Origin of the sequence: Kocuria sediminis, from assembly GCF_009735315.1 — a bacterium.
Lineage (GTDB): Bacteria > Actinomycetota > Actinomycetes > Actinomycetales > Micrococcaceae > Kocuria > Kocuria turfanensis.
The window spans coordinates 121874-140199 of record NZ_WOGU01000010.1 but is presented as its reverse complement, the minus strand read 5'-3'; the positions used below and the strand labels follow the sequence as shown (position 1 = coordinate 140199).

Here is an 18326-nt window from a genome sequence, read left to right as displayed (position 1 = left end):
ACGACCCGACCGCGCCCCCGTGCTCAGGGGACGAGCAGGACCTTGCCGATGTGCGCGCCCGAGTCGAAGTACTCGTGGGCCTGCGCCACCTCGTCCAGGGGGAAGGTGCGGTTGACCACCGGGACGATCCGCCCGGCCTCGACCTGGGGCCAGACGTGCTCGCGGAGGGCGGCCATGATCCGGGCCTTCTCCCCGGCGGGCCGGGCGCGCAGCGTGGTGCCGATGACCGCGGCCCGCTTGGCCATGAGCTTGCCCAGGTCCAGCTCCCCCGTGCGCCCGCCCTGCAGGCCGATCACGACCAGCCGTCCGTTGACGGCGAGCGCGTCGAGGTTGCGGTCCAGGTAGGCCCCGCCCACCACGTCGAGGACGATGTCCGCGCCGTGGCCGTCCGTCAGCTCCCGGACGCGGGCCACGAAGTCCTCCTCGCGGTAGTCGACGGTCTCCGCGCCGAGCTCGCGGGCCGCGGCCGCCTTCTCCGGGCCGCCGACCGTGGTCAGCACCCGCAGGCCCAACGCCCGGCACATCTGGATCGCGTTGGTGCCGATCCCGCCGGTGCCGCCGTGGACGAGCACCGTCTCCCCCTCCCGGGCCGCGGCGGCCATGAAGACGTTGGAGAAGACGGTGGCGCACACCTCGGGCAGCGCGGCCGCGGCCTGCACGTCCAGGCCCTGCGGGACGGGCAGCACCTGCGCGGCGGGGACCACGACCTCCTCGGCGTAGCCCCCGGAGTCCAGCAGCGCGACGACCTCGTCCCCGACCGCGATCCCGGCTCCCGCCGGGACCGTCGGGCCGAGCTCCCGGACCGTGCCCGAGACCTCGAGCCCGAAGATCCTCGAGGCCCCCGGGGGCACGGGGTACCGGCCCAGGCGCTGCATGACGTCGGCCCGGTTGATGCCGGCCGCGCGGACGCGGATCCGCACGCCGTCCGGGGTGAGCTCCGGGGCGGGGACCTCGGTCACGGCGAGCACCTCCGGTCCGCCGGGGGTGGTCTCGAGCACTGCGCGCATCATGGGCCTTCCTGTCGGGGACGACGTGCGCTCCCATTGTGTCTCCGGACCCGGCGCGGGTCATCCGCGGCCGCCGGGCCTCCCCCGCCGGCGAACGCCCGGGGCCCGGCGCTTCCCCGCTGCCCGCCCGGCGACCCGGGTGGCGCGAGACGGCCGGCGGTGCTGCTCAGCGGATGGAGGCGTAGGCGTCCAGGGCGCGGGCGCGGCTGGCCGGCAGGTCCACCACCGGGGCGGGGTAGCCCACCGACGGCCCGAGCAGACCGGGCTCGTGGGGATCCACCCCGGAGTCCCCGGCCAGCTCCGGGACCCACCGGCGGACGTAGCGGGCGTCGGGGTCGAACCGGCGCCCCTGCGTGAGGGGGTTGAAGATCCGGAAGAACGGGCTCGCGTCCGCCCCGGAGCCGGCCACCCACTGCCAGTTGCCGGGCCCGCAGGCAGGGTCGGCGTCCACGAGGTGGTCCCAGAACCACTGCTCCCCGCTGCGCCAGTCCAGCAGGAGGTTCTTGGTCAGCAGGGACCCGGCGACCATCCGGACCCGGTTGTGCATCCAGCCCGTGGCCAGCATCTGCCGCATCCCCGCGTCCACCAGCGGGAACCCGGTGCGCCCTTCCTGCCAGGCCCGCAGGTCCGCGGCGCCCTCGGCGGGGTCCCGCCACGGGAACGCGTCGAACGCCGGGCGGACGTGGCGCGCGTGCAGCTGCGGCTCCTGGTGGAGCAGGTGCCAGTTGAACTCCCGCCAGCCCAGCTCGGTCAGGAACTTCTCCAGCCCCGGGCTGCCCCCCTGCTCGGCGCGGTGCCGGACCGCGGCGTCCCACACCGCGAAGGGGCTGATCTCCCCCCAGCGCAGGTGCGGGGAGAGCCGGCTGGTGCCCTCGCGGTCGGGGCGGTCGTGGCCCTCGTCGTAGTCCTCGGCGCGGTCCAGGAAGTCGTCCAGCCGCTCCCACGCGGAGGCCTCTCCCGGCGTCCACGTCCCGGCCAGTCCCGCCGCGCGACCGGCGTCAGGCAGCAGGCCCCACGACTCCGGGTCCTCCCCGCCGGCGCGGGCCGCGACGGCCCGGTCCGCGCCTCGTCCCGCTCCCGGCACGGGCAGCGGCTGGCGGATCTCCAGGGCCCGCAGGGCCTTCCAGAAGGGGGTGAACACCTTGTACGGGCCCCCGGCCCCGGTGCGCAGGGCCCACGGCTCGTGCAGCAGCGACGCCTGGAAGGAGTGGGCCTCCACCTCGTGCTCCGAGCACCACTGCTTCACCCCGGCGTCCACCGCGAGCTCGGGGCCGCCGTACCGGCGGTTCCAGGTGATCCCGCCCGCCCCGGTGCCCTCGAGCACCTCGGGCAGCACCGTTCCGGCGGGTCCGCGGCGCAGCGCCAGCGGGATCCCCAGCTCCGCCAGGGAGGCGCGCAGGGAGCGCAGCGACCCGTGCAGCCACCACCTCGAGGCCGTGCCCAGGGGGCGCACACCCGCCGACTCCTCGTCCAGGACGAACAGGGCCAGCACCTCCCCCCGCCGGCACGCGGCCTCGAGGGCGGGGTGGTCGGTGACGCGCAGGTCGTCCCGGAACCACACGATCGTCGTCGTCCCGCGGGCGGGGCTCTCCGGTGCGCTCACGGGCCCACCCTAGTGGGGGCTTTGCTGGCGTTCCCAGCGGCGTGGAAGAATGGGCGGCGCGCTCCGCCGTCCCGGCGAGCGCGGGGAAGGTTGTCCGAGCGGCCTAAGGAGCCGGTCTTGAAAACCGGTGTGCGGTGACCCCGTGCCAAGGGTTCAAATCCCTTACCTTCCGCTCCCGCCACGGCCCCCGGCGCCCCGCGCCCGGGGGCCGTGGCTTCCGTGGCCCTCCGGCCGGTTCCCGGCACGCCGCCGACATGTGCCCGTCACGACGCCGGACGTTCACATCTGCATGCTCCAATGGGGACATCGACTCGTCAGCCCGCCCCCGGAGGACCCCGTCATGACCCCCCCGAAGCACCGTCCTGCCCTGCACGCGGCTCTCGCCGCCGGCGTCGTCTCCTCGTCCGTGCTCGTCCTCCCGGCGGCCCACGCCGACGAGGCCCCGGCCGCGTCCCCCGCCCCGGCGGCCGCGGACGCGGACGTCGACCTGCTCTACTTCAACGACTACCACGGCCGGCTCGCCTCCGACCCGCTCCTCTTCGCGGGCGCGATCGAGCAGCTGCGCGCCGAGAACGCGGACGGCACGCTGCTGCTGTCCGGCGGCGACAACGTCGGCGCCTCCGAGTACGTCTCGGCCGTCCAGCAGGACAACCCCACCCTGGACGTGCTCGACGCCCTGGAGCTGGACGCCTCCGCCGTGGGCAACCACGAGTTCGACCGCGGCGTGGAGGACCTCACCGGCCGCATCACCGAGCGCGCCGACTTCCCCTACCTCGCGGCCAACGTCCTGGGCCCCGACGGCGCGCCCGTCACCGAGGCCTCCGCGACCTTCGACGTCGACGGCGTGCGCATCGGCGTGGTCGGCGCCGTCACCCAGCAGACGGCCACCCTCGTCTCGCCCGCCGGGATCGAGGGCATCACCTTCGGGGACCCCGTCGCGGCGGTCAACGCCGAGGCGGAGCGGCTCGAGACGGCGGGGGCCGACGTCGTCGTCGCCCTCTACCACGAGGGCGTCGCCGAGACCTCCGACGTCCTCGGCGACCGGCTGGTCACCGGGACCTCGGAGACCGTGGACGTGGTGTTCAACGCGCACACCCACCAGGTCTACGACGAGGCCGTCGACCGTGACGGCGACGGCACCCTCGAGCGCGCCGTGCTGCAGGCCGGCTCCTACGGCGGCAGCCTCGGACGCGTCTCCTTCAGCTACGACCGGGAGACCGACGCCGTCGACGCGCGCACCGAGGTGCTCGACGTCGCAGAGACCGTCACCGCGAGCGAGGACGAGCTGGTGGACCGGTACCCCCGCGTGGCCCGGGTCGCCGAGATCGTCGCCGGGGCCGAGGCCGTGGCCGTCGAGCAGGGCCGCACCCCGGTCGGGCAGATCACCGGGGACATCACCACCGCCTACGGGCTCCGGGACGGCCGCCCGGCCCGCGACGACCGCGGCGCCGAGTCGAGCCTGGGCAACCTCGTCGCGGAGTCCATCCGCGCCACCCTGCAGGAGCCCCACGGCGTGCAGATCGGCCTGATCAACCCCGGCGGGCTGCGCGCGGACCTGCTCTGGGCGGACACCCCCGGCGACGCCCTCGACGGCGACCGCGACGGCCAGGTCACCGAGGCCGAGGTGAACCAGGTGATGCCCTTCTCCAACAACCTGAACACCGTCACCCTCACCGGCGCCCAGTTCAAGCAGGTCCTCGAGCAGCAGTGGCAGCCCGCCGGCTCCTCCCGGCCCTATCTCCAGCTCGGGCTCTCGGAGAACGTCTCCTACACCGCCGACTCCTCCCGGCCGGCCGGCGACCGGATCACCTCCATCACGGTGGACGGCGCGCCCTACGACCCCGCGGGCAGCTACGTGGTGGGCTCCGTGTCCTTCCTGACCGCCGGGGGCGACAACTTCACCGCGCTCGCCGAGGGCACCGCCGCCACCGACACCGGCCGGATCGACCGCGAGGCCTTCTCGGCGTACCTCGCCGCGAACTCGCCGCTCAGCCCCGGGTTCGACCGCCGCTCGGTCCAGCTCACCGGCGCCGCCGCCGAGGCCTGCACCGTGCGCTTCGACGTCTCCTCCCTGGACATGACGTCCCTGGGCGCCCCGGACACCACCTCGCTGTCCGTGCGCGCCGGCGCCCCGGACGGGACGGAGCTCGGCACGGTGCCGGTCCTCGACGGCGCGGCCACCGTCGGCCTCGACACGGCCGCGCTGGCCGACGGCACCGCCGTGTGGCTGGTCGCCGACCCCACCGGCACCCGGGTGCGGGTCCCGGACGCCGTCCTGGACCTGGCCGCGGACTGCGCGACGCCCGAGCCCACCGAGCCGGAGCCCACCGAGCCGGCCGAGCCCCAGCAGCCCGGCCCGGACCGGCCCGGGAAGCACCCCGGGAAGGGCGAGCCCGGCCGCGGCGTCTGGGAGCACGGCTCCGAGCGCGCCCGCCAGGTCCTCGGCCGCCTCTTCGGCTGACCCCGACCGCTCCCTCCCTGCTCTCCCCTCTCCCTCTCCCTCTCCCTCCTCATCTCCCTCGTCATCTCCCTCACCGAAGGAACCCTCCCACCGTGAAGACGTTGCTCTCCCTGCCCCTCAGCGGGGCCCTGGCGGCGGCGCTGCTCGCCGCGCCGCTGACCGTTCCCGTCCACGCCGCCCCGGACGGGACGGCCGTGGTCATCAACGAGGCCTACACCAACGGCGGTTCGGCCAACGCCGTGCACCGGCACAAGTTCGTCGAGCTCTACAACCCCACGTCCGAGACGGTGGACCTCACCGGCTGGACGCTGCAGTACCGGTCCGCGGGCGGCACCGGCGAGGCCAGTGCCGTCGCGCTGTCCGGGACCATCGCCCCGGGTGGCTACTTCCTGGTCCAGGGCGGGTCCAACGGCGGCAGCGGGGAGCCCCTGCCCACCCCCGACCTGACCACCTCGTTCAACCCCGCGGGAGTCTCCGGGACGATCCTGCTCTCCGACGGCGCCGAGCGCCTGAGCGCGCCCACCGGCTCGGTGACCGGCGCGGACGGCATCGTGGACCTGCTCGGCTACGGCACCTCCAACACGTTCGAGAGCGCACCGGCCACCGGTCCGGCCACGAACGGCGACCCGCGGTCGATGACCCGCCAGGACGGCGTGGACACCGACGACAACTCCGCGGACTTCACGGCCACCGGCACCGTGACCCCGCAGAACTCCGGCGGCGACGGCCCGGCCCCCGAGCCCACCCCCGAGCCCGAGCCCGAGCCCGCGGCCCCGCCCGTCAGTCTCCCGATCCGGGAGATCCAGGGCACCGGGGACGCCTCGCCCGTGGCCGGGCGGGCGGTGACCACCCGCGGCGTGGTCACCGCCGTCTACGCCACGGGAGGCCTCGACGGCTGGTACGTGCAGACGCCCGGGACCGGCGGCGACCTCGACCTCGGGCAGCACACGGCCTCGGACGGCGTGTTCGTGCACTCCCCCTCGGCCGTGGCCGACGTGCGGCTCGGCCAGTACGTGGAGGTCACCGGGACGGTCGCCGAGTACTACGGCCAGACCCAGCTCAGCGTGCGCCCCGACGGGCTGCGGGTCCTGGACGAGCCCGTGGAGGCCGTCAAGCCGGCCACGGTCGGCTGGCCGTCCGACGACGCCCGGCGCGAGAGCCTCGAGGGCATGCTGCTGGACCCTTCCGGCGAGTTCGTGATCACGGACAACTACGGCCTCAGCAGCTACGGGGAGCTCGGGCTCGCCGCCGGCGGCGCACCCCTGGTCCAGCCCACCGCCGTCGGGGCCCCCGGCTCCCCGGAGGCCGCCGCCCAGGCCGCCGACAACGCCGCCCGCGGGGTGCTGCTCGACGACGGCGCGACCACCAACTACGGCAACTTCGCCAACGCGTCGGTGCCGCTGCCCTACCTCACCCCGCAGACCCCGATGCGGATCGGCGCGCCCGTCGACTTCGTGGCGCCGGTGGTGCTCGGCTACTCCTTCGACGAGTGGCGGCTCCAGCCCACCACGCACCTCACCGGCGAGAACCCGCAGGACGCGCCGGTGGTCGCCGAGAACACCCGCACCGCCGCCCCAGAGGACGTGGGAGGGGACCTCCAGCTCGCCACGTTCAACGTGCTCAACTACTTCAGCACCACCGGTGACGAGCTCCCCGGGTGCTCCTACTACACCGACCGCGCCGGTGACCCGATCTCCGTGCGCGGGGGCTGCCAGGCCCGCGGCGCGGCCGAGCAGGAGGACCTGGAGCGCCAGCAGGCCAAGATCGTCGCCGCGCTCAACGCCCTCGACGCCGAGGTCGTCTCCCTGGAGGAGATCGAGAACTCCGCGAAGTTCGGCAAGGACCGCGACCAGGCGCTCGCCGACCTGGTCGCGGCTCTCAACGCGGCGGCGGGGGCGGAGACCTGGGCCTACGTGCCCTCGCCGGCGCAGCGGCCGGCCCTCGAGGACGAGGACGTCATCCGCACGGCGTTCATCTACCGGCCCGCCGCGGTGGGCCCCGTGGGCGAGTCCGTGATCCTGCAGGACGAGGAGAACTTCGACAACGCCCGGGAGCCGCTCGCCCAGACGTTCCGCCCCGCCGGCGGCAGCCCGGCCGACGACTTCACCGTGGTGGTCAACCACTTCAAGTCCAAGGGCTCCGCGCCCGGCACCGGGCCCAACGCCGACGCCGGGGACGGGGCCGGGGGCTGGAACGCCGACCGCACCGCGCAGGCGCAGGCGCTGGTCGCGTTCGCCGAGCGGCTGAAGACCTCGCAGGGCACGGACCGGGTCTTCCTCGCGGGCGACTTCAACTCCTACGACCAGGAGGACCCGATGCGGGTCCTGCACGACGCCGGATACGCGAACCTGGCTCCCGAGGGCGAGTACTCCTACGCCTACGGCGGTCTGCTCGGCTCGCTGGACCACGTCCTGGCCTCCCCCGCCGCGGCCGAGCTCGTCACCGGCTCGGACATCTGGGAGATCAACGCCCACGAGTCCGTGGGCCTGGAGTACAGCCGGCACAACTACAACGTGACCGACCTCTACGCGGCCGACCCGTACCGGGCCTCCGACCACAACCCGGAGGTCGTCGGCCTGGCCTTCGGCGGTGCGGAGCCCACCGACCCGCAGAAGCCCGGCCGGGGCAACTCCGGCGAGCACCCCGGCCGCGGCGACTCCGGTGAGCACCCCGGCAAGGGCCTCCGGGAGCACGCCAGCGACCGCGCCCGCGAGGTCCTGCAGGGTCGCCTCGGCTGACCCGCCCACGGCGCGCCGGCCGCCCCCGCTCCGCGCCCTCCCGGCGCTGACCGGCCCTGCCCCGCGCCCTTCCGGCACTGACTGACCCCGCTGTCCCCGAGTCACCACGACTGCTGTGGTGTGCTATCTCGGGGACAGCGGGGTCAGTCGGGAAGAGGGGGGCGTGGTCAGTCGCGGAGCAGGCCGGGGACCAGCACCGCCTCGGCGATGCGGTCGGCGTCGGCCAGGGTCCGCGCGCCCAGCTCCGCGGACGCCCCGGCCTCGGCGGCGATCGCCACGCCCCACTGCACGGCCGAGAGCTGCAGGCCGAGCACGTGCACGCCCGGCTCCACGCCGCCGTCGACCCGCACGGCCCGGTACGGGGGGCGGCTGACGTCGAGGCCGGTGCCGGGAACGGTCGCCACGCCGTCCCGGGTCTCCATCGCCCGCACCCGGACCAGGCCCTCCCGGTGCATCGAGGTCAGCAGCGGCGAGATGTTGCGGCGGACGTCGTTGGGCGGTGACATGGCCTCCACCAGGTGCTCGGCGTGGAAGGGCTCGTCCTTGACCCACGGCGAGCCGGCCACGAACCGGCCCTCCTCCTCGTCCACGAGGAACTGCGGGTCGGGGCCCAGGAAGCGGACCACCCCGGCCCGGGCGAGGGCCGCCAGCTGCTGGGTCCGCAGCACGGGCGGTCCCGAGGCGAGACCCTCCACGAACGGCTCGAAGCTGCGGCGCAGCTCGTCCGTCCAGGAGGCGTCGCCGATCCCGATGTCCGCGAGCACGGCCTTGAGCACGGTGCGCGCGGCGTTGAGCGAGGCGACCGCCATCTGCAGCGGGTCGTCCTCCCCCGCGAGCGCCCCGTGCACGTCCCGGTCCAGGTGGTGGACCACGGCGGCGGCGTACTCGTCGTGGGAGCCGAAGCCGACCCCCTCGAACGGGCGGGCGAGCCGGAGCGCGTTGAGCTGCCGGCCCGGGACCACCGCCGAGGCGATGAGCCGCTCCGCGCGGGAGGTCCACGGCCCCTCCGGGTGGTCGTCCCCGGTGCCGAGCACGGCGTCGAAGCGGGCCAGGAAGTCCTCCGGGTCGGTCTCGAAGGCCTCCGGGGCCGTCCTGGCCAGGACCGTGTAGTAGTTCCACTGGGCGTCCTTGCGGATCAGCGGATAGAGGTCCGCCTCGAAGGACAGGGGCCCGTCCGCCCGTGCCGCGAGCGCCCGCACGGCGTCGAGGGTGAAGAAGCGGGTGCTCAGGGAGCGCGCGTAGTAGCCCTCGAGCACCGCCTTGGAGCGGTAGGGGGCGCCGCGGCGGGAGCCGGCCACGATCACCGGCTCCCGGCCCGAGGGGTGGTAGACGAAGCGCTCCCCCTCCTGGGTGTAGATCCCGCCGCGGCCCTCGGTCACCTGGGCCAGGACGTCGCAGAAGTTCAGCCCCATCCCGCGCACCAGGACGGTCTCCCCGGCCGGCAGGTCGTCCCAGTGGACGTCGGCGGGCACGGCCGGCGGCCAGTAGGTCAGCCCGAACTCCGCGGCGCCGTCCACAAGCTCCTGCTGGTCCGGGCGCAGGTCGGCGTCGAGGTGGCCGAGGGCGAGCACCACGGCGTCGGCCGGCAGGTTCTGCCCGCCGCTGATCTCCACGTCGTAGCGGTGCCGGGCGTGCTCGCGCACGTGCACGCCCACCGCCTCGGCCCGGTGCACGGTCAGCTGGGCCGAGCCCGGGAGGGCGTCCCGCAGGGCGCGGAAGACCCAGTCGAGGTAGACCCCGTACATCCGCCGGGAGGGGTAGGACGTGGGGGTCATCCGGGTGAGGTGCGCGGCGTCGTCGGGGTCCACGGCGATCTCCCCGGACACGGCCGCGAGCCGCCAGTGCTCGAAGCTCATGTTCCGCAGCGGCTCGACCGGGTCCACGGGCAGCACCCCGTCGTCGGCGATCACCGTGGGGAACAGCGACGGCGTGTTCATGAGGTAGAGGGGGGACTGGTTCGTCCGCCACACGTGGCCGGGACCGGGCGGGAAGGGGTCGACGACGTCGATGCGCACCCGGGTGCCCGAGGCCGCCGAGCGGGCCGCGAGCCGCTCCACCACGGACAGCCCGCGCGGGCCCGCCCCGATCACCGTGACACGTCGTTCCGTCCCTGTCCTGCCCGCTGCGCTCATGACCCTCAGGGTATCGACCCGCGCGGGCGGTGCCGGACGGAGGCGGGGCCTACGATGGCGGACATGACCGAGACCGCTGAGACCGCCGCCCGCCCGACCGCCGAGCAGCCGCACGACGAGCACCTGTGGCTGGAGGAGATCACGGGCGGGGCGCCCCTGCAGTGGGTCGCCCGACAGAACGCCCGCACGCTGGCGGCGCTCGAGGGACCGCAGCTGCGCCGCCTGGAGGCGGACGTGCTCGAGGTCATGGACTCCACCGAGCGGATCCCCATGGTCGCCAAGCACGGGCCGCACTACTACAACTTCTGGCGCGACGCCGAGCACCCGCGCGGTGTCCTCCGCCGCACCACCTGGGAGTCCTGGCTGAGCGAGGACCCGCAGTGGGAGCTGCTGCTCGACGTCGACGCCCTGGCCGCCGAGGAGGGCGTGGACTGGGTCTACGGCGGCGCCCGGCTGCTGCGGCCCCAGTACACCGGCGGTCAGCACCGGCGGGCGCTGATCAGCCTCTCCCCCGACGGCGGCGACGCCAAGCGGGTGCGCGAGTTCGACCTCGAGCGCCGGCAGTTCGTGCCCGGCGGCTTCGACGTCCCCACGGCGAAGTCCTCGGTGAGCTGGGTCGACGCGGACACCGTGCACGTGGGCACCGACTTCGGGCCCGGCTCGATGACCGCCTCCTCCTATCCCCGCACGGTGCGCGTGCTCCGCCGCGGCCAGGACCTCGACCAGGGCCGCCAGGTCTTCGAGGTGGACGAGCAGCACGTCCAGGCGGTGTTCGTGCGCGACCACACCCCCGGGTTCGTCCGGGACCTGGCCGTGGACGTGGTCGACTTCTTCTCCTCCCGCACCTATCTGGTGCGGGAGGGCGAGCTGGTGCACGTCGACGTGCCCGACAGCGTCACGGTGGACCTGCACCGGCAGTGGCTGCTGCTGCGGCCCCAGGAGGAGCTGGAGCTGGACGGGACCGTCCACCCCGCCGGGTCCCTGCTGGCGGCCGAGCTCGAGGCCTTCCTGGCCGGGGACCGCTCCGTGGCACCGGTCTTCGTCCCGGACGAGCACACCGCGCTGCAGTCCTGGTCCTGGACGGCCGACGGGCTGATCCTGAACCTGCTGCGGGACGTCTCCTCGGTGGTGCGCGTGGCCGAACCGGGCCTGTGGACCACCGTCGAGCTGCCCGGGGCGCCGGCGCTGTCCAGCCTGGACGCCTACGCCGTCGACGACGAGGACCCGGAGGCGGGCAACGACTACTGGCTGGTGGCCTCCGGCTTCCTCACCCCGACCACCGTCTCCCGGGGCACCCTCCCGGCCGGCGGGGGCGCCGGGGCGCCCCCGCGGGTGGCGAGGACCGCGCCGGCGTTCTTCGACGCGTCCGGGCTGGCCGTCGAGCAGCACTTCGCGGTCTCCGCCGACGGCACCCGGGTGCCGTACTTCCAGGTGGGTCCGGCCGAGCTGGTGCTCGACGGGGGGAACCCGACCCTGCTCTCGGGCTACGGGGGCTTCGAGGTCTCCCGGACCCCCTCCTACTCCGGGGCGCTCGGGCGGTCCTGGCTGTCCCGCACGGACGCCGCCGGCCGCTCCGGGGTGTACGTGCTCGCCAACATCCGGGGCGGCGGGGAGTACGGCCCGGCGTGGCACCGGGCCGCGCTGCGGGAGCACCGGCACCGCGCCTACGAGGACTTCGCGGCGGTCGCCGCGGACCTGCAGGCCCGCGGCGTGTGCGCGCGACGGCGTCTGGCCTGCTCGGGCGGGTCCAACGGCGGGCTGCTCGTGGGCAACATGCTCACCCGGTGGCCGGAGCTCTTCGGCGCGGTCTCCTGCGGGGTGCCGCTGCTGGACATGCGCCGCTACACGAAGCTGTCCGCCGGGGCCTCCTGGATCGCGGAGTACGGGGACCCGGACGACCCCGCGCAGTGGGAGTCCGTGCGCACGTTCTCTCCCTACCACCTGCTGCGCGAGGACCGGGACTACCCGCCGGTGCTGTTCTGGACCGCCACGAGCGACGACCGCGTGGGCCCGGTGCAGGCCCGCAAGACCGCGGCGCGGATGCTGGGGATGGGCCACGAGGACGTGTGGTTCTACGAGGCCACCGACGGCGGGCACGCGGGCGCCGGGGACAACCGGCAGGCGGCCCGGCTGCACGCCCTCTCCCACGAGTTCCTCTGGGCGGCGCTGCACCGGGACTGAGCCCGGGTCCGGTCAGCGCCGCTCGCGCTCCGGGACCACCCAGCCCATCACGAGGGAGACGACCCCGATGATCAGGGTGGCCAGCACCGCGGTCCAGAAGAACTCGTCGATCTCGAGCCGCAGCGGCGTGAAGGAGCTCAGCCAGGACGTCAGCCACAGCATCGCCGCGTTGACCACGATGGCGAACAGTCCCAGCGTCAGGCAGGTGATGGGCAGGGACAGGATCGTCAGCACGGGCCGGACGATCGCGTTGACGACGCCGAACACCAGCCCCACGAAGAGGTAGGCCAGGACGGAGGCCGTGGTCTCGCCGCCGACGGCCGAGACCACCGAGGGGTCCGCCGTGAGCTGCATCCCGGGCAGGATCCAGGCGGCCACCCAGATGGCGAGCGCGTTGACGAGGACGCGGAGCAGGAAGGACATGGCCCCATCCTGTCAGGCCCCGGCGGCGGGGCGACAGGGGCGGGCGCCCGGTAACGGTTGCCCCGGGGAGGTCGCCCGGGTGCGGTCGCTCAGGCCCGGCGCGAGGCGAGGGCCCAGCCGACCGCGCCGAGCGCCGCGACGAGCGCCAGGCCCACGGGAAGGGCGATCCGGACCGGCTCGACGGCCGGCTGCCACGTCACCGCGCCGTCCCGGAGCACGTACACCCCGGCCGGGGAGGCGTTGACCCCGAAGCCGAGGCCGGAGCCGCTGCCGGACTCGCCGTGCTGCTCGCCGGAGCCGCCCCCGCCGCCGCCCCAGCCGCGGACGTGGGCCACGGGCACGATCGTGGCGCCGTCGAGCTCGTAGGCCTCGCCGAAGACCCGGCGCACCGTCACGGCGTCCAGGGCCCGCTCCAGCACGGAGCGGTCGGGGGCGCCGGACTCCCACTGCGCGGTGGCGCGGCCCGGGGACGGGTCGGCCGGGACGACGGGCTGCTGCTCGGACATGGTGTTCCCCCTGGAATCGGTCCGTCGGCGACGCTGGGCACCAGTCTAGGAAGCGGCCCGGTGGCGGTCACGGGCACAGCCGCAGATGACGCGCGGCACCGGGTCCGGCGGGGCCCTGGAACGCGAAACACCCCGGACCGCGGGTCCGGGGTGTTTCCGATGTCCTGCGACATCACGAGCGCGGAGACGGGGGGATTTGAACCCCCGGTCGAGTTTAACCCCGACCCTTCATTAGCAGTGAAGTCCATTCGGCCGCTCTGGCACGTCTCCATCCGCCGTCCACCACGCCGGGTGGACAACACAGGCCAGCTTAAGCGAGGACCGGCCACGGGGTCAAAGCCGACCCTCCGCGCCCGGGCCCGGGGCGACCGACCGGTAGAGCCGGTCGATGTCGGCGGCGATCCGCTCGCTGCCGTAGACGGCGCGGATCTCCTCCGCCATCGCCTCGGGGGTGAGCAGGTCGTCCGCGGCGACGACGTCCAGCACGGCCCGGCCGAAGGCCTCCGGGGTGCGCTCGGCCACGAGGCGGGAGTTGCCGGCGTGCAGGAACTCGGTGTGGGCGCCGACCGCTCCCATCACCACGGGCCGCCCGGCCGCCAGCGCCTCGGCGGCCGCCACGCAGAACGTCTCGGTGCGGCTGGGCAGCAGGAACACGTCCGCGGCGGCCAGGCGCCGCCGCACCTGCGCCGGCTCGAGGCTGCCGGCGAGCTCCACGGCGCCCTGCAGGCCCAGCGCCTCGATGCGCTCCTCGACCTGGCCGCGCAGCGGTCCCTCGCCGCACCACACCAGGTGCACGTCCGCGCCGGAGCGGCGCAGCGCCGCCACCGCCTCGACGGCGAGCAGCGGGTCCTTGAGCCCCCACAGGCCGCCGACGGACACGAGCTCGAGGGTCCTCCCTCGCGGCGGCGGCACCACCGCGTCGTCGTGGTCCACCACGTTGCCCCACCAGCGGACGCTCCCGGGGCGGCAGAAGCGCCGCAGCGTCCCGCACATCGCCTCGCTGACCCCGGTGACCAGCTCCGGCAGCCGGAGCACGCGGCGCGACCACGCGAACCACCGCCAGACGCCGCCGACCTGCTCCGGGGTGTGGACGCCGTTCCAGTGCTCGGTGTGCACCCAGGGCCGCCCCAGGAGCCGGGCCACGGCCAGCGGGGCGAGCACGAGTGCCGTGGAGAACGCCATGCTGTGCACGAGCTCGGCCCCGCGCACTCCCCGGGAGAGCACCCGGTAGGCCTGGAGGAGGGTCCGCGGCCGGAGCGGGTGGAACGGGACGCGCAGCACCGGGACCCCGTCCCAGACCTCGCCGCGGGCCGGTCCCGTGCGCAGGAGCCGGACGTGCACCACCCGGACGTCGTGGTGGCGGGAGATCGCCCGGACGTGCCGGGGCACGAACGGCGTCTCCCCGGGGCGCTCGGCCGAGGGATACCAGGTGCTGACGACGAGCACGCGCATGCCGCTCAGCCCCTGCCGCTGGTCTGCGGCGTCCGCACGGGGCGCGGGCCGGGGGAGGACGTCTCGGTGTGCTGGCTCATGCCCCCAGGTTATCCACGCCGGCGAGGCCCGGGGTGCACCGCCCGACGGTCCCGCCGGCCTGGGTAGACTCGGACCCGATGACCAGCCCAACCCCCCGGTCGGCCGCCTGATGTCCCGGCTGCGCTCGATCCTCTTCCCGCCCCCGAACCACGCGAACACCGACAACCCCCTGGGGTCCGCGTTCGCCCTGACCGTGGTGGCCGTGTTCGTCCAGGGCCTGTCCCGCTTCGGCTACAGCGTGCTGGTGGGCAACCTGATGGGCCAGGAGGCGCTCGCCGACGTCAACCTGACGATCTCGCTGGCGCTGTTCCTCGTCCTGCTCTGGCCCCAGGCCTCCGGCACGGCGGCGTCCAAGTTCATCGCGATGGCCCGGGGCCGCCAGGACCGGGACGCGCAGGCGGCCACGGCGTCGTTCACGGCGACCAGCGCGTCCGCGGGCATGGCGGTGCTGTCCGTCTCGGCGGTGCTCTACGCCGCGTTCGTGCTCGAGCTCTCGTGGGCCTACACGGTCTCGGCGGGCCTGCTCGTGCTCTCCCTGTCGGCCTACAACTTCGTGCGCGGCGTGCGCACGGGCAACAACCAGTTCGTGACCACGACGGCGTGGGACACCATCAGCTCGTTCCTCACCCTCACCCTGCTGCTGCTGGTCCTGCTCGCGGGCTGGCACTGGGTGCTGCTGCTGCCCCTGATCACCGGCTACGCGGTCTACGCCCTGCCCGCGTGGCCGCGCCGCAGCGGTGCCCGCCTCGACCCGGCCCAGCGCCGGGAGATCCTGCTCTTCACCGCGTGGGGGTCGGCCCACCTCGTGGCGGCGAGCGGCCTGATGCAGCTGTCCCTGGTGATCGGCGACGGCTTCGCCACCAAGGCGGAGGTGGGCCTCTACGCCGCCGCGGTGTCCCTCGCGACCCCCGCCAGCATGCTGTCCGGGGCCATGCTCACCGCGCTGTCCCCGAGCGTGGCCCGGATGTACGCCGCCGGGGACACCGCGGGGCTGACCCGTCAGGTGGACACGATCCTGCGCACGATGGTCACGGTCTTCCTGCCGGTCTTCGGCGTGGGCGCCCTGTGGGCGGAGCCCGTCCTGAGGCTGGTCTACTTCGGGGACCCCTCTTTCGTGGAGGCCGAGCCGCTGCTGGTCCTGCTGTTCCTGGCCGTCTCGGCGACCAGCTTCAACGCCGCCAACGCCCGGCTCAACGGCACCGAGCCCTGGGGGATCAAGGTGCTGGCCGCCGCCAACGGCCTGGGCCTGGCCGCGGGGGTGGGCACCATGCTGGTGCTGGGCCCGGAGCTGGGGATCCTGGCCTCGGCCGTGGGCTATCTGGTGGGCGCGCTGATCAGCGCGGTGCTGCCGCTGCTGGTGGTCTGGCGGCTGGACCGGATGCGGTGGGGCGGGATCCTGCTGCGCATCGCCGTCGGCTACGGGCTGGTCCTGGCGGGTCTGCAGGTCCTCGGCCCGGAGTTCCGGGTGCTGCCGGCCCTGGGGGTCACCGCCGTGTTCCTGGCGGTCTGGGCGGGGCTCAGCGTCCGGGACCTGCAGCCCGTGGTCCGGGCGGTCGGGGGCCGGTTCCGGCGCTGAGCCGCGCCCCGCCGCTGCACCGGATCCCGCCGGTCACCCGCCGGGCAGGGGCTGCGCCCGGCGCTCCACCAGCCGGTCGAACTGCTCCGCATAGGCCGGGACCATGGTGACCACGTAGTCGTGGGGCATGTGGTTGTCGTCCATGTAGACCCAGCGGTTGCCGATCCGGGACGGGCACGTCCCGTCCGGGCAGATCCAGTCGCTCATGTCGACGTTGACGAAGTTGTCGTGCGCCGCCTCGAGCGCGTCCGCCGGGTTCTGCGGGGCCAGCTTCTGCTCCCGCGGCGGGTTGCAGCGCGCCGCGTCGGGGCCGTCCTGGTCGATGCAGGTGACCATGTTGAAGGGGAAGCGCGGGTTGTCGCGGATCCCGACCACGGTGACGCCCCGCTCGTCGAGGTCGTCGAGGAGCTGCGCGAACCCGGGAGCGATCTCTTCGCCGGGCCCGTCGGTGGAGGTGACGGTGGAGGTCGTGAACACCACGTCGATGTCCTGCTCCTCGATGTACTGGTCCGTGAGCCGGATGAGCTCCTGGCACTCGGTCTCGTCGGTGGTCTCGACCGGCTGGTACCGGCAGGCGCCCTTGACGGCGGAGAGCAGGTTCCAGCCGCGGTCCTCGGCGACGCGCTGGAACGCCGGCAGCCACTGCTCGGCGTGGGAGTTGCCGACCACCATGGCGTCGACCTCGGCGTCCGGGTCCACGGGCAGGGCCGTGCACGCCACCACGTGGTCGCCGAACCAGTCCTGCGCCGCGTCGTCGCACTTCTCCGGCAGCGCCGCCCACTGGCCCTCCCGCACGAGGGGGTTCGGGATCGTGGGCACCGCCGGGTCCTGCTGCCACGCGAGGTCCCCGGCCAGGACGGCGGCTCCCGGGTTCTCGACGGCGGCCCGCGCCGCGGCCTCCTGGGCGTGCCGGTCCAGGACGACACGGGCGCCCGCGGCGGGGACCAGCACGAGGACCAGGCACAGCACGATCAGCCCGAGCTGGTGCAGGACGGCCCGCGCTCCGGTGCCGAGCCGCAGCGGCCGCTCGACCAGCCGGTGCACCAGGACGCCCAGGACGATGCTGGCCAGCAGGATGACCAGCCCGTGCAGCAGCGTGGCCTTCTCCCGGTCCGTGACCACCAGATAGGTCACGAGCACCGGCCAGTGCACGAGGTAGACGGCGTAGGACGCCTCGCCGAGGACCAGGAGGGGGCGGCGGGTGAGCAGGGCGTCGGCCCCGCGCGGGTCGCCGGTGTGCCCGGCGAGGATCACCAGGGCCGCCCCGGTCAGCGGCCACAGCGCCGCCCACCCGGGGAAGGAGCCCTGGACGTCCAGGACCAGCCCGCACACCGCGATGGCCACGAGCCCGGTCCACCCCATGAGGAGGCGCAGCGCGCCCGGGAGGCGGACGCCGCGCAGCACGGCCAGGGCCAGCAGCGAGCCGAGGGCGAACTCCCACAGCCGGGCGCGGGTGTCGAAGTAGGCGAAGGCCTGCTCGTGGTTCGTGGAGACCACCGAGAAGACGAAGGAGGCCAGGAACACGGCCCCGAACACGACGGCGGCCACGCGGCCCACGGGTTGCCGGGTGCGCCGGGCGAGCAGTCCGCACAGGGCGAGCAGCAGCGGCCAGAGCAGGAACACCTGGCCCTGCACGGAGAGGGACCAGAAGTGCTGGAACGGGCTGGCCTGCGAGGTGTCCGCGGCGTAGTAGTCCACCGCGTTGAACGCGAGCACCCAGTTCTGGGAGTACAGCACCGTGGCCGCCGCCTCCTCGATCGCGGCGTACCAGCGGTCGGAGGGGAACAGCAGCCGCACCGCCACGAGGGTGCCCAGCACCGTGACGACGACGGGCGGGAGCAGCCGCGAGAAGGTCCTGGCCCAGTAGCGGCCCAGCTGCGGCCCCGTCCCGGCCTCGAGCCGCCGGACGAAGGACAGGGTCATCAGGAACGCGGAGATGAACAGGAAGACGTCCACCCCGCCCGAGACCCCGCCGATCCACACGTGGTAGACGGCGACCAGGAGGACGGCCACGGTGCGCAGCCCCTGCACCTCGGGGCGGAAGCGGTGGGCGGCCGGGGCGGGGGGCGCGCCGGCGTGCGCGGTCCCGGCGGACAGCTCGGCGGGCAGGAGACGGCTCATGGAACTCTCTCGTCAGGAGGGGGGTCAGACGATGGGCAGGCCACC

The 18326-nt window shown here is 74.5% G+C and carries 11 protein-coding genes and 2 tRNA genes; 5 read left to right on the top strand and 8 right to left on the bottom strand.

Annotation, left to right across the window (positions count from 1 at the left end):
• Positions 1-23 precede the first annotated feature (23 nt).
• A complete protein-coding gene (locus GMA12_RS12980; RefSeq protein ID WP_156269949.1) occupies positions 24-1007 on the bottom strand; it encodes an NAD(P)H-quinone oxidoreductase in 984 nt (327 codons plus the stop codon).
• Between the two features lie 166 nt (positions 1008-1173).
• Entirely contained in the window at positions 1174-2610 is a 1437-nt protein-coding gene (locus GMA12_RS12975) for a cryptochrome/photolyase family protein (RefSeq protein ID WP_170301053.1), read from the bottom strand.
• An 84-nt stretch (positions 2611-2694) separates the two neighbouring features.
• On the opposite strand from GMA12_RS12975, the gene GMA12_RS12970 reads away from it, so the two are divergent.
• The 3 genes from GMA12_RS12970 to GMA12_RS12960 all read left to right on the top strand — a co-directional run bounded on the left by GMA12_RS12970 (position 2695) and on the right by GMA12_RS12960 (position 7809).
• Positions 2695-2782: transfer RNA gene (locus GMA12_RS12970), tRNA-Ser, on the top strand.
• Positions 2783-2950: 168 nt separating this feature from the next.
• A complete protein-coding gene (locus tag GMA12_RS12965) occupies positions 2951-5071 on the top strand; it encodes a bifunctional metallophosphatase/5'-nucleotidase (protein ID WP_162459816.1) in 2121 nt (706 codons plus the stop codon).
• A gap of 92 nt (positions 5072-5163) precedes the next feature.
• Positions 5164-7809 (top strand): ExeM/NucH family extracellular endonuclease, encoded by a 2646-nt coding sequence (locus GMA12_RS12960; protein ID WP_162459815.1) that lies wholly within the window; start codon positions 5164-5166, stop codon positions 7807-7809.
• Positions 7810-7976: 167 nt separating this feature from the next.
• Here GMA12_RS12960 and GMA12_RS12955 read toward each other — a convergent pair whose 3' ends face one another.
• Complete coding sequence (locus GMA12_RS12955) at positions 7977-9941, bottom strand: FAD/NAD(P)-binding protein (RefSeq protein ID WP_156269900.1); 1965 nt, start codon at positions 9939-9941, stop codon at positions 7977-7979.
• A gap of 63 nt (positions 9942-10004) precedes the next feature.
• Here GMA12_RS12955 and GMA12_RS12950 point away from each other — a divergent pair, with 63 nt between their 5' ends.
• A complete protein-coding gene (locus tag GMA12_RS12950; protein ID WP_156269899.1) occupies positions 10005-12122 on the top strand; it encodes a prolyl oligopeptidase family serine peptidase in 2118 nt (705 codons plus the stop codon).
• Between the two features lie 12 nt (positions 12123-12134).
• Here GMA12_RS12950 and GMA12_RS12945 read toward each other — a convergent pair whose 3' ends face one another.
• The 4 genes from GMA12_RS12945 to GMA12_RS12930 form a co-directional block, all read right to left on the bottom strand.
• Positions 12135-12545, bottom strand: a complete 411-nt coding sequence (locus GMA12_RS12945) for a phage holin family protein (protein WP_062736368.1) — start codon at positions 12543-12545, stop codon at positions 12135-12137.
• Positions 12546-12634: 89 nt separating this feature from the next.
• Positions 12635-13051, bottom strand: coding sequence for a spore germination protein GerW family protein (locus tag GMA12_RS12940; RefSeq protein WP_156269898.1), 417 nt, complete (start codon positions 13049-13051; stop codon positions 12635-12637).
• Positions 13052-13232: 181 nt separating this feature from the next.
• Positions 13233-13321 (bottom strand) — tRNA-Ser (locus GMA12_RS12935).
• A 63-nt stretch (positions 13322-13384) separates the two neighbouring features.
• Complete coding sequence (locus tag GMA12_RS12930) at positions 13385-14503, bottom strand: glycosyltransferase (protein WP_156269897.1); 1119 nt, start codon at positions 14501-14503, stop codon at positions 13385-13387.
• Positions 14504-14693: 190 nt separating this feature from the next.
• Between GMA12_RS12930 and GMA12_RS12925 the strand changes: the two genes are divergently transcribed.
• Positions 14694-16160 (top strand): lipopolysaccharide biosynthesis protein, encoded by a 1467-nt coding sequence (locus GMA12_RS12925; protein WP_156269896.1) that lies wholly within the window; start codon positions 14694-14696, stop codon positions 16158-16160.
• Positions 16161-16193: 33 nt separating this feature from the next.
• Here GMA12_RS12925 and GMA12_RS12920 read toward each other — a convergent pair whose 3' ends face one another.
• Positions 16194-18281: an acyltransferase family protein gene (locus GMA12_RS12920; RefSeq protein ID WP_156269895.1), complete on the bottom strand. Its 2088-nt coding sequence runs from the start codon at positions 18279-18281 to the stop codon at positions 16194-16196.
• Between the last annotated feature and the right edge of the window lie 45 nt (positions 18282-18326).